The organism is Paenibacillus sp. JT31N11, from assembly GCF_056269285.1.
This window is the reverse complement of the sequence record NZ_JBWDNQ010000002.1, coordinates 927,632-940,794: the sequence shown is the minus strand read 5'-3', so window position 1 is coordinate 940,794 and position 13,163 is coordinate 927,632. Positions and strand designations below refer to the sequence as shown.

General features: G+C 49.2%; 6 protein-coding genes. 4 read left to right on the top strand and 2 right to left on the bottom strand.

The window, feature by feature from the left end; all coding sequences use genetic code 11:
- The first annotated feature begins 4 nt into the window (after positions 1 to 4).
- Entirely contained in the window at positions 5 to 3,445 is a 3,441-nt protein-coding gene (locus tag AC0YNV_RS12200) for a glycoside hydrolase family 2 TIM barrel-domain containing protein (RefSeq protein ID WP_475768333.1), read from the top strand.
- Between the two features lie 228 nt (positions 3,446 to 3,673).
- Here the strand turns inward: AC0YNV_RS12200 and AC0YNV_RS12195 are convergent, their stop codons facing one another.
- A complete protein-coding gene (locus AC0YNV_RS12195) occupies positions 3,674 to 5,980 on the bottom strand; it encodes a serine hydrolase (protein ID WP_475768332.1) in 2,307 nt (768 codons plus the stop codon).
- 72 nt (positions 5,981 to 6,052) lie between these two features.
- Positions 6,053 to 7,651, bottom strand: a complete 1,599-nt coding sequence (locus AC0YNV_RS12190; protein ID WP_475768331.1) for an amidase family protein — start codon at positions 7,649 to 7,651, stop codon at positions 6,053 to 6,055.
- A gap of 386 nt (positions 7,652 to 8,037) precedes the next feature.
- Here AC0YNV_RS12190 and AC0YNV_RS12185 point away from each other — a divergent pair, with 386 nt between their 5' ends.
- From AC0YNV_RS12185 to AC0YNV_RS12175, 3 genes are all read left to right on the top strand, one after another.
- The gene (locus tag AC0YNV_RS12185) at positions 8,038 to 9,636 is read left to right on the top strand and encodes an amidase family protein (RefSeq protein WP_475768330.1); all 1,599 of its coding nucleotides are present in this window, start codon (positions 8,038 to 8,040) and stop codon (positions 9,634 to 9,636) included.
- 215 nt (positions 9,637 to 9,851) lie between these two features.
- Positions 9,852 to 11,072 (top strand): threonine synthase, encoded by a 1,221-nt coding sequence (locus AC0YNV_RS12180; RefSeq protein WP_475768329.1) that lies wholly within the window; start codon positions 9,852 to 9,854, stop codon positions 11,070 to 11,072.
- 295 nt (positions 11,073 to 11,367) lie between these two features.
- Positions 11,368 to 13,062: a M3 family oligoendopeptidase gene (locus AC0YNV_RS12175; RefSeq protein WP_475768328.1), complete on the top strand. Its 1,695-nt coding sequence runs from the start codon at positions 11,368 to 11,370 to the stop codon at positions 13,060 to 13,062.
- Positions 13,063 to 13,163: the final 101 nt, after the last annotated feature.

The following is a 13,163-nucleotide window of genomic DNA, read 5'->3' as shown; positions in this document are numbered from 1 at the left end:
AACTGTGAATAAGAAGACATTGTTTAACGATGGATGGGAATTTGCCAAAAGCAGCCTGGAAGCTGCGGATAGTGCGGATTTGAAGTTCGAGCCTGTCGATCTCCCCCACGATTGGCTGATCTACGATACGTTAAATCTATATGAAAATAGTATAGGCTGGTACCGCAAAAAATTTACCTCTGCCCATCGCGCAGACCGGATCCTGTTAAGCTTCGATGGCGTGTATATGGACTCTACCCTCTATGTGAATGGTCAATTTGCAGGAGAATGGAAATACGGATATTCGTCATTCGAACATGAGATCACGGATGCGGTCGCAGACGGGGATAACGAAATCCTGGTGAAGGTCGTGCACCAAAGTCCGAACAGCAGATGGTACTCCGGTGCCGGCATCTACCGGAATGTGTGGCTGAAGACAAGAGACCGCAATCATCTTGTTACAGATGGGATTTATATAACCACCAACCGCGATGGCGATAACTGGCAGGTTGAAGTGGAAACCGAAATGAATCTTGATCAGGACGCGGAGCTCTCGCATACGATTCTGTACAAGGGCGAAGTGATTGCTTCCGCCTCCGATAGAATTGCGGCTGGCAGTGTTCCTGCCGCACATCATTGGGTAAGGCTGCCGGTAAATAAACCGCTGTTGTGGAGCACGGATGAGCCTCATTTATACCAATTGAAAACCGAATTGCACCTGGCTGCAGCGGATGGGGACGCGAATCAACAGACGGAAATGATCGAAACCGTCACACAGAATATCGGGTTTCGGGAAATAGCACTCAGTTCCGATCAAGGTCTTCAGATAAACGGCAGAAAAATGAAATTAAACGGGGTTTGCGAGCATCATGATCTGGGAGCCTTAGGGGCGGCTTTTAATATAAACGCCCTCAGAAGAAGGTTTAACATTTTGAAGGATATGGGCGTTAACGCGATCCGTACAGCCCACAATATGCCTGCAGTCGAGCTTATGGAATTGGCGGACGAGATGGGGCTGCTGGTCGTCTCGGAGGCCTTCGATATGTGGGAGAGACCGAAAACGACTTATGATTACGCGAGATTCTTCAAGGATTGGGCCTGTATCGATGTGAAAAGCTGGGTCATGCGCGACCGCAATCATCCGAGCCTGCTGATGTGGAGCATCGGCAATGAAATTTACGATACCCACGCCGATCCAAAAGGGCAGGATGTAACGAGGATGCTTATGGATGAAGTGCTTCGGTATGATCCGAAAGGCAACGCCACCGTTACGATCGGCTCGAATTATATGCCCTGGGAGAATGCCCAAAAATGCGCGGATATCGTGAAGGCTGCGGGATACAATTACGCAGAGAAGTATTATCAAAGCCATCATGCGGAGCATCCGGACTGGATTATATACGGCAGCGAGACAGCCTCCGTTGTCCAAAGCAGAGGCATCTATCACTTCCCGTTCGAGAGATCGATTCTTGCCGACGACGACGAGCAGTGCTCCGCATTAGGAAACAGCTCAACAAGCTGGGGCGCAAAGTCCGCAGAGGCCTGCATTCTTGCAGAAAGGGATACCCCCTTTTCCCTTGGCCAGTTTATATGGACCGGATTTGACTATATCGGCGAGCCGACCCCTTACCATACGAAGAACTCTTATTTCGGGCAGATCGATACGGCTACCTTCAAGAAGGATTCCTATTACATCTATCAAGCGGCCTGGACGGATTACAAGACAAGACCAATGGTCCATCTCTTTCCTTATTGGGATTTCAATAACGGTCAAATGATTGATGTCCGCGTATGCTCGAATGCGCCCAGGGTCGAATTGCAGTGCAACGGCGTTACAATCGGAACCTATGATATTGATCATGAGCATGGAACGCAGCTTGCCGGCTGGTGGAAGATTCCTTATGAAGAAGGGGAAATCAAAGCGATCGCTTATGATGAAGCCGGCCATGTCATTGCGACGGATGTCAGAAGATCCCCTCGCGATGCGAGGAAGATTGGTTTGCATGCGGATAAGGAGACCCTTATTGCGGATGGGACCGACTTGATATTTGTGGAAATAACCATGGAGGATGAGGACGGCAATCCGGTGGAGAACGCGAACAATCGTGTGCATGTACAGGTAACGGGAGCAGGCCGCCTGATCGGTCTGGATAACGGAGACAGTACGGACTATGATCCCTATAAAGGGATAAGCAGAAGGCTGTTCAGCGGAAAACTGATGGCCATCATCGCGGCTTCGCTGGAGCCTGGCAGGATTCGTATCGAGGTTTCTTCGGCCGGTCTGGAAAGCGGCGCTGCAGAGTTTGAGTCGCTTCCGGCGATGGATGGAGCGTTGGAGGGGATTTCCGCAGCCATGAGAAATCAGGATCTGCCCTGTGTCATGGGAAGCATGGAAGAAGTCCCGCTGCGCAAAATTGAAATTGTAAGCGATTCGGGACAGCTGTTTAACGAATCAAGACAAGAGGCAGTTGTGCGGGCAAATCTGTATCCTGAACACACTTCTTATCAAGAGGTGGAATGGAGCGTAGTGAACGAGGCGGGGATCGTATCCAACCTTGCCCGCATAGAAGCTTCCGGTCGTGAAGCGAAGATCACGGCGCTGGGTGACGGGGAGTTTCGGGTCCGCTGCATGAGCAGGAACGGCAGCGACAAGACCAAGCTTATTTCCCAGCTGGAATTTAAGGCCTCCGGTCTGGGCACAGCGTACAAAGATCCTTACGGCTTCATATCGGCGGGACTTTACGATTTCAGTAAGGGCGAAGTGGGAAACGGGAATGAAAGAGGGGTAGCGACCAGCAGAGACGGAGAAACCCGGGTAGGCTTCGGCAATATTGACTTTGGCCCCTATGGCTCTGATCTGATCACCATGCCAATTTTTGCCTTGAACAGCGACGCGTATGAACTGCAAATCTGGGAGGGAAATCCCGAGGCAGAGGGCAGTGAATTACTGGCCGATGTCATATATCAAAAAGCATCCAGGTGGAATGTGTATCAAGAGGCGACATACCGCTTGTCCAAAAGACTTACGGGTATCACTTCGATTTGTTTTGTCCTTCAGAAGAAAGTGCATATCAAGGGCTTTACATTTGATAAAAGGAATCGCGCCTTTGAGCGGAATAACGCTGCGGAATGCGACCGTATCTATGGTGATACCTTCACCATTACGGATAATGGCGTTGAAGGCATAGGGAATAATGTTTCCCTGGAGTTTGAACAAATGGATTTTGCAAGCGAAGGCGCAGCGAAGCTTGTCGTCTATGGCCAATCGCCTATTGATAAAAATACCATTCATATCCGGTTCGCAAACGAGGATGGCGAAAGCAATCAACTCATCGAATTCACGCATTCCGGTGGATATGAAGAGCGGGTATATGACTTGGAGAAAATAACGGGCAGCCAAAAAGTAACCTTTATCTTTTTGCCGGGAAGCCATTTCGATTTCGGCTGGTTCCAATTTACGAAATAAGCCGGAGAACGGCAATCCGAAATAATCTGCTTAAAACGAAAAATGGCCTTGTTCGCAAATATGCGGGCACGGCCTTTTTTCATTTGCAGGTGCACGGGATGACAAATTTGCTGAGCCATCATTCCGCCCGGGAAAAAGACTGTATGTTCTTTTTCCAGTGGGGAGCCATCTCCGCTTGTATATCCTCATGCATTTCCTGATGCGCGGTCATTGTCTGTTGCTTCAGTCTTATTTAATCCGGGAATAAACAAGGGATTTAACGGCTTCGGCACGGGTAACATTGCCGCTCGGCCGGAAAGTGCCGTCCTCATATCCATTAATGAGCCCCAGATACTGTGTTTTTAGCACGGCGTTTTTTGACCATGCCGGAATATGATTTATATCCTTGTACGGCAAATTCTCCAAAAAGCCCGTAACAGGCCCATTCTCATATTCATATGCACGGATGATCATCGATACCATTTCAGTACGGCTTATGGGGGCTGAAGGATTGAAAACATGGTCCGTCTGGCCGTTTGCGATTCCAGTTTCCTGAGCTGCCGCAACATCGGCAGCAAACCAGCTGTCAGCCGCGACATCGACAAATGTTGGAAGGGCATTGGGTGGCTTCAGTCCAAATGCCCGGACGAGCATGGAGACGAATTCCGCACGCGTAACCAGGCGTTCAGGACTGAAGGTGCTTTCCGATGTTCCATTGACAAGGGAAGCTGCGGCAGCCGCTTCAATATAGCTTCTCGCCCAGTGGCCCGCATTAACGTCCGTATATACGGAGTCGAATGCTATCGTATGATAGACGGCTCTGGCAATCTCCTGAACGACCGGATTCCCTATGGTTTGTGCTTCGTCGAAGCTGCTGGTGGTGGTCACTTCGGTCATGACGGCAATCGCAACTTCCCTTCCTGGAATCAGGAAATAGCCGGAATCATGAGTAACGTTCCCATTCTCTCCGGTTTTGTGGGCGATCGGCAAGCCTGACAGAGCGGCACCAAATTTGGTTTTGACCTCCTGGGCTTTCATCCAGGTGATGATCTGATCGCGGGACTTCCCGGAGAGGAAGTCTCCTTTATAAATCTTCTCAAGCAGAGCTGCAAGATCGGATGCGTCGATATAGTTGTCTTGAGCCGGCGTTGGTGCGGCTGCGAACATTTTGCGCCCGAGATGCATCACTTTCAGGCCCAACTGGTTCATTAAAGCGTCAACCTTGTCGAGTCCGACCGCATCGATCAGAACATTGGTAGCCGTATTATCCGATTGCGTGATCATCAAACGGGCCAAACGTTCAATAGTCACGTCCTGCGGAAACTTCTCATTCTGGAGAGAGCCTGTCCCACCTACGACGTCTTCGGGATCAACGGTTACTTTCTGATCCAGCGACAATTGGCCGTCATCGACTTCCTGCATTAACGCGGACACAAGTGCCATTTTGATTGTGCTTGCCGGCGCGTAGGATTGATGGGAGCCGAGCAGCAGCTCCCGGCTGCCCTGTGATGTGCTGAGATCCTTAAGTCCGACGGATACACGGATCCCGTTCTTCGCTGCCGCTTCAATGATCGGGCTTACAGTTAGTATAAGGGCGGGCCAAGAGTCCGGAGACGGAGCAGGGGACGGGTTGTCCAATAGATAGTTATAAACTGCCCTGGCAACCCGCTGTACAATCGGATTGCCGAGTTCTTGCGCTTTTCCGGCATCTTCCGGTTTAGTAATCTTCGTAAGCACGACAATGGCGATTTCCTTGCCCGGCTCCAGAAAATACCCGATGTCATGGCTAACGTCACCCAACTCGCCTGTTTTATGAGCGATGGGCTTGCCAGGCAGGGCGGCGCCGAATTTGGTTTTAACCTCCTGGCCCTTCATCCACGTGATGATTTGTTCGCGGGACTTGTCGGAAACCAAACTGCCGCTGTATAGCATATCCAGCAGCGCCAACAGTTCGGCCGCATTGACATAGTTATCTTCAGCAGGGGATTTCGCGGGAGTCAGCATTTTCCGTCCCAACTGCATGACATCGAACCCCAAATTGTCAATCAAGGCATTAATTTTTTCAAAAGTAAGCAGATCGATGAGTACATTCGTTGCCGTATTGTCCGACTGGACGATCATTAGACGCGCCAAGCGCTCGATGGCAATATCCTGAGGAAATTTCTCATTCTTCAGCGTCCCAGATCCCCCGACAACGACATCGGAATTGACCGTAAGCTTATCTTCCAGACGTAATCGGCCAGCTTCCACCTCTTGCATCAGAAGAGCAACAATTGCCATTTTGATCGTGCTCGCGGCGTAATACTTATCCGGCGAGCCGAGCAGGATTTCCTGATTGTCGTAAGTGCCGCTCAAATCTTTTACGCCTACCGAAACTTGAATCCCCTGTTTGGCAGCGGAATCGATAATGGGTTGCAGAACGGTTTTCAGGCTTGGCCATAACGGGGTTTGAGCTTCTGCCGAAACTTGCAGAGGCGATATTTGGGCAAGCAATAAAGTTGCGGCCAAAAAAACGGACAAACAAATTTTGAACACAGGGAATTTAAAAGTGCGCATAATTGACCCTCCTTGATCAAATGAACCTTCGGCACAACCGTCTGGTAAGCACAAACGTTGGCTGTTTATGCCTTACTTGAGAGCTGGAGTACTGAGTGGGGCTTTGCGCGTCTTTGCTGCCTGCTCGAAAGAATAAGCGAGCGAGAGCAGCAGCGGCTCGCTGTAATCGAGGCCGAGCAGTTCTGCGCCGACTGGGATCCCGAGCGGTGCGCTTGCCGTCTTGGTGCTGAAGCCGCCCGGAAACGTAACGGCCGGGAAGCCGGTGCCATTAGACAATGTACCGTTTCGCTCCGGCTGATCCGGTTGGCCTGCCGGTGCGACAAGCACCTTCTGCAGCGGGTACAGGATTGCGTCAAGCTTATGCGAGGCCATTTTGGAAGAAACGGCCAAGCGCAGTTTGTCACGGTTTAGCGTGCGATCCTTATACGTTTGATTGTTCAGACCGTCTTGTACGGCAATCTCAGATTCCAGCGTCTTCTGGATATCCGGTGATGCTGTTTTGGAATCTACCAGTTGTTTGAAGCTTTTCACAGGAGCGTCATTGCCAAGTTCGGAAAAGTAATGTTCCATTGCAGAGTTGGCCTCCCACTGGGAGGTGCCGACGATCGGTGACAACGTGTCATATTCAGGCAGTGTGAAACGGATAATGGTCGCGCCTTTTGCTTCCATCGTTTTGATCGCTTGCTCCATGATTTTATTAACCTCTGCGTGACGCTCCTCTTTGCCATACAGATTAGTCATGACGCCGATGCGCGCGCCTTTCAAAGCATTCGCCTTCAATCCTGCCGCATAGCTGGAGGGAGTTTTACCAACACCAAATGAGGTTATTGGATCGTTGGGATCGTAGCCAACCATGACGTCGAGCAGTTTTGCCGCGTCCTTCACTGTACGGGCAATCGGACCAATTTCGTCCTGCGTGAAGCTGTTCGGAATGACGCCGCCGCGGCTGATTAACCCTCTCGTCGGTCGTACTCCCACAAGACTGTTAGCGGAAGCCGGCGAACGGATCGATTGTCCGGTATCACTGCCCGTCCCCAGCACACCGAAGTTGGCCGCGATTGCAGCGCCGGTTCCGCCGCTGGAACCGCCGGGAGTGCGGGTCAGATCATATGGATTGAGAACCTGACCGCCGAGGCTGCTGATGGATACGCCGCCACGCGCGAACTCTTGCAGGTTGGATTTTGCAAGGATGATGGCGCCGGCTTTGCGCATTTTGTCGACGGTGAAAGCGTCGGATGTCGGTACCGAATCTTTCATGGCTACATTGCCGCCGGTAGTTGGCATATCATACGTGTTGAAGTTGTCCTTTAGAATGATGGGGATACAATGCAGCGAGCCGACTCGGCCTTTACTGTTTTTGTATTGTTTATCCAGCTGTGCCGCAATGCTCAGGGCAATGGGGTTGACCGTAATGATCGAGTGAAGGGCAGGCCCTTGCTGGTCATAGGCTTTAATGCGATCAAGGTAACTTTTAACCAGAGTTGCGCAAGTGAGCGTTTTATTGGCAAATGCCGCATGGATGCTTTCTACGGTGGCTTCCTCGAGGATAAAAGGTTTGGCTTTCTGCAGGCTTACATTTGAGTTCTTGCCGTAAACGGGCAGCTGCATAACTCCAAAAAACAGACAGGCGGTCAAGAAAAGAAGTGCACTCTTTTTGATGAGTGGTTTCATTCGATTTCCTCCCATATACGTAAGGTTATATAACATTACATCAATTAGTATAGACGCAACTCTTGTAATTAAGCAATATTTAACATGGCTAAACCTGATAAAAATATATATATCTGGGAGCGTGAGAGAACAAAGAAGAACAGCCAATCATACCACATAGTGATGAAGAGGTGCTGCTCATTCCGCTCGTTCACGGGATATATCTTGATTCTCGTTTTATCTGATGCGCATAGTTGGAGGAATGACTTCACAGTATTGCAAATTAATAGGATATTCTTTAGTATGGAAATTGCTATTATTTATGTTACTTTAATTAACATTGAGAGGAGTGATAACGTATTCAAGGTGCAGTGTCAGAATGATTATCTATGAGGGAGATGATTGGAATGTTGAACAGTTTGCGAATAGCCTTCTTATTCTTGCTTATGCTTGCTGTGGTTGTTCCTGCTTCTATAATTGCCGAAGGGAGCTCCCCGGCCAAAAAAACGTTTGTCATCGAGGAGACCACGATTGAAGACATTCAGAAAGCATTAGCTTCGGGACAACTTACCTCGGAAGCTCTTGTAAACTTGTATCTGAAAAGAATCGGTGAAATCGATAAAGCAGGTCCTCATTTAAATTCCATTATTACGGTGAACCCGCATGCGCTGGAAACTGCTATTGCATTAGACAAGGAGCGGAAAACCAAGGGGCCCAGAGGACCGCTGCACGGGGTTCCTGTCATATTGAAAGACAACTATGATACCGCGGATATACCGACAACAGGCGGATCAGCTTCTCTTAAAGACACACTCCCCCTTAAGGATGCGTTTATGGTGAAAAAACTTCGTGACGCCGGGGCGATTATTCTGGCCAAAGGGAACCTGGATGAATGGGCGCATGGTGGCGCTGCGGGCGGGGGATATAGTTCGCTTGGCGGGCAAACATTGAATCCTTATAAACTGAATCGCGGTCCTTCCGGGTCCAGCTCCGGTCCCGGTGCGGCTGTGGCCGCAAATTTGGCTGCGGTCGGCATGGGCACGGACACGCTCGGTTCCATACGTGGACCGGTTGCAAGCAACGCACTCGTGGGCATAAAACCGACTTTGGGGCTTACCAGCCGTTCCGGAATTATTCCCTTTTCCTTGACGTTTGATGTCGGCGGACCTATGACCCGCTCCGTCGCGGATGCGGCTATCGTCCTCGGCGTTGTGGCAGGAGCCGACCCTGACGACCCGGCGACTTACCAAAGTATTGGAAAATCTTATAAAGACTACACGCCATTCTTGAAAAAGAACGGGCTAAAGGGAGCACGAATCGGAGTTTTACGCAATTATTTCGGAGCCAATCCGGAAGTGGACCAATCGGTGAATGCCGCCATCAAAGATATGCAAAAACAAGGGGCCGTAATTGTGGATTCCTTGAAAATCCCGCAGGACCTGATTGACGTGTCCGGTAAAATCTACAGCACCATTTCAGATTTGGAATTTAAATGGCAGCTTGAAGATTATTTTAAAACCAGGGGCAATGCTTTACCGTTCAAAACATTGTCCGACATCATTTCGGATGCAGAAAAAAATAATCTGCCTCTAAATGCTAACGTGCTTGGACGGCTGGAGACAGCAGAGGCTGCAGGGGGACTTCAGGATCCTTATTACCAGGCCACATTGAAGTATGGTCCGGAATCGTTCCGTAGAGTCATTGATCAACTATTGAAAGATAATGATCTGGATGCCGTTGTATTTCCGACAAGCGGTTGTACCGCTCAGCCCCTTCCGGGAGTAAATGACGCAAGCTATAAATGCGGGCAGGCGCCTGGCAGCAGCAATTTGGCCAGTTTATCCGGCTATCCGTCTATTTCGGTACCGACGGGGTTTGGATCGGATGGGCTGCCAATAAGTATTTCATTCTTATCCGAAGCATTCAGTGAGCCGATTCTTATTAAATTAGCGTATTCCTATGAGCAAGCGACCCATCACCGGAAGCCTCCAAAGTTTTTAAAATAATCAGGGAATTGTGCTGATCGTTCCACTCAACCGCAGCCTAAGCTCGGATACCGTAAAGGTACTAAGAGCACAGGCTGCGGTACATTCAATAGCGGCAGTCCGATTAATTAATTTTAATTCCATAAAAGTAATTCATCCTGTACTCTTAAATTAATAAACCATTCGTACAGAATGGTTCTACTACGATGAATGACTTGAAAATGGAGGCAAGATAAATGAAGTTTAGCTATGTTTCCCACCTTAACTGTCCCAAGTGTAATAAAATCTACAATTTGCATGAGAAACATCAACTGTGTATATGCGGTTCGCCTTTACTGGTCAGCTATGATCTGGATGAATTGAAAAAGGAGTTTAAACCAAAGGATTTATTGGGAAGACCAGCTGATCTTTGGAGGTATCACGAATTACTCCCGGTGCTAAAAGAAGAGAACGTTGTGTCATTGGGAGAAGGAATGACGCCATTAATTCCAATGCGGAATTTTGGTAAATCTGTTTCTATTCCCAACCTGTTTATGAAGGATGAGGGTATTATACCAACCGGAACCTTCAAAGCAAGAGGGGCTGCTGTCGGTGTTTCTAAAGCAAAGGAACTGGGAATTAAAGAGCTGGCTATGCCAACGAATGGAAATGCCGGTGCCGCATGGGCGCTGTATGCAGCGAGAGCGGGCATTAAATCAATCATTGTGATGCCTCTCGATGCCCCTAGGATCACAAGAAACGAGTGCGCGGTTTCAGGAGCAAATTTATATCTGGTCAATGGGTTAATTAGCGACGCTGGCAGGATTGTAGGACAGGCTGTCAAGGATTTTAATTTATTTGATGCATCGACTTTAAAAGAACCTTACCGTATTGAAGGCAAGAAAACGATGGGACTTGAAATAGCTGAACAAATAGGATGGAAAATGCCTGACGTCATTCTTTATCCAACCGGCGGTGGAGTAGGTATTATTGGTATATATAAAGCATTGATGGAATTGCTGGCCTTAGGCTGGATTGAGGGTCCGCTCCCTCGTCTGGTCGCTGTTCAGGCAGCCGGGTGTGCGCCTATTGTCAAAGCCTGGGAAGAAAGAAAGGCCGTATCGGAATTTTGGCCGAATTCAACTACTGCAGCATTCGGAATCAATGTACCGAAAGCCCTTGGTGATTTTTTAGTATTGGATGCGGTCTATAAGACGGATGGTTGCGCTATTGCTGTTGATGATCCAAGTATCTTGCAAGAGCAGCGGCGAATAGCCTCAATGGAAGGCGCATTTATTTGCCCGGAAGGCGCTGCTGTTTTTGCAGCCGCAAGAATTTTGAGAAAGAACGGATGGATCAGGGAAGAAGAGACCGTTGTTGCTTTAAACACCGGAGCTGGAGTGAAGTATCCGGATACGGTCCAGGTTGAAGTTCCTGAGCTGCAAAGGGATGAATATATCAGGGAGGGTAGAAGGTAATCATTCGCCTGTCCTTTCTGCAGATCGCGCCAATCCATTTCGTCCCGGATTTCTCCTTAAATGTCGAATTAAGGATCCTTGGGACTTCGAAACCGGTTATATTGGCACTTTTCAGAAAATGATAGATTGCTATTATTTGAACTACCAAACGTTTCTGGACAGTCGTTCAAGATCCCGATAAAGGAGCGGTTCTGTGGGGCAATCCAGGCCGATTCGACATGGAAAAATGTTTTTCGGTTGGGGTATGATGAGTAATAGTCAATAAAAGGCACGAACAGAGAGGATGGTCGGATTCATGACATTCAATGAGTATCAATATGAACGTCCTGATGTGAAGAAGATTGAACAGCGTTTTAAGGAACTGCTCGCATCATTCAACCAGGCTGAAGGCGCAGCACAACAAAACCAGGTGATGGAGTCCATCAATCAATTGCGCAACGAGTACAACACACAGGAGACGCTGGTCTCCATTCGCCATTCCGTAGATACAAGAGACGAATTTTATAAGGCCGAGCAAGATTATTTCGATGAAATTAATCCCGTTATCCAAGAGTACATAACGGATTACTATCGTGCGTTAACCCAGTCGAAATTCCGTCAGGAGCTCGAAGCCAAATGGGGCACGCAGCTGTTCCGTCTGGCGGAAATGTCGCTCAAGACATTCAGCCCTGAAATTATTGAAGACCTGCAGCAGGAGAACAAATTATCCACGGAGTACAGCCAGCTCATCGCATCCGCGAAAATCCCGTTCGAAGGAGAAGAACGGACGCTGGCTCAGTTAACGCCGTTTGAATTGTCAACGGACAGGGATATGAGGCACCGGGCATCGGACGCCAAATATCAATTCATGGCGGACCATGAACAGGTATTGGACCGCATTTATGACGATCTGGTCAAAGTGCGTACCAAAATCGCCAGGAAGCTGGGCTACCGCAATTTCGTCGAGCTCGGATATGCACGGATGAGCCGAACGGATTACAATGCGGGGATGGTTCAAAATTTCCGCGATCAAGTGGCCCAATATATGGTGCCGGTGACCACTAAGCTCAAAGAGCGTCAACTCCGCCGGATCGGCGTTGACCAGCTGCAATATTACGATGAAGGATTCAGCTTCAAAACCGGTAATGCTAAGCCCAAAGGCGATCCCGACTGGATCGTGGAGAACGGCCGGAAGATGTACCGGGAGCTTTCTCCGGAAACCGACAAATTCTTCACCTTCATGCTGGATAACGGGCTGATGGATCTGGTCAGCAAGAAAGGCAAGCAAAGCGGCGGCTATTGCACGTATTTGCCGGATTACAAAGCTCCTTTCATCTTCTCCAATTTCAACGGTACCTCAGGAGATATCGACGTGTTGACGCATGAAGTAGGGCATGCCTTCCAGGTGTTTGAGAGCCGCCACTACGAGGTGCCGGAATACGGATTTCCAACTTATGAGGCGTGCGAAATTCATTCGATGAGCATGGAGTTTTTCACTTGGCCGTGGATGGAGCTGTTCTTCAAGGAGGATACGGATAAATACCGTTTCGATCATCTGGCGAGCTCGCTGCAATTCATTCCGTACGGCGTTTCGGTGGATGAATTCCAGCATTTCGTTTATGAAAATCCGGATGCGACGCCGGACGAGCGCAAAGCGGCATGGCGCAAAATTGAGAAGAAATACCTGCCGCACCGCAAATACGATGAAAACGACTATCTGGAACGAGGAGGTTTTTGGCAGAAGCAGCAGCATATTTTCCGCTCGCCATTTTATTATATCGATTACACCCTTGCGCAAATCTGTGCGTTCCAATTCTGGAAGCGGATGAACGAAGACTATAAAGCCGCTTGGGCCGATTACCTGAAATTGTGCCAGCAGGGCGGAAGCAAGTCGTTCCTGGAGCTCGTCAAGGTGGCCGGTCTCATATCCCCGTTCGAAGACGGCTGTGTCGTATCGGTCATGGGGGACATCGACAATTGGCTGAGCGGTGTTGATGACAAAAAGCTGTAATTGCAGCTAAGTTGTTCACTAAAAATATAAAGACGGCCGCGAGTCCTCGACTGAGGGTTCCCGGCCGTCTTTGTGCTTGAGCTGCGTTTCGGAGTGTATGC

Excerpts from the sequence above, each read along its gene's own strand:
- AC0YNV_RS12195 (WP_475768332.1), bottom strand. The coding sequence starts at position 5,980 with ATGCGCACTTTTAAATTCCCTGTGTTCAAAATTTGTTTGTCCGTTTTT.
- AC0YNV_RS12190 (WP_475768331.1), bottom strand. The coding sequence starts at position 7,651 with ATGAAACCACTCATCAAAAAGAGTGCACTTCTTTTCTTGACCGCCTGT.
- AC0YNV_RS12185 (WP_475768330.1), top strand. The coding sequence starts at position 8,038 with ATGTTGAACAGTTTGCGAATAGCCTTCTTATTCTTGCTTATGCTTGCT.
- AC0YNV_RS12180 (WP_475768329.1), top strand. The coding sequence starts at position 9,852 with ATGAAGTTTAGCTATGTTTCCCACCTTAACTGTCCCAAGTGTAATAAA.
- AC0YNV_RS12175 (WP_475768328.1), top strand. The coding sequence starts at position 11,368 with ATGACATTCAATGAGTATCAATATGAACGTCCTGATGTGAAGAAGATT.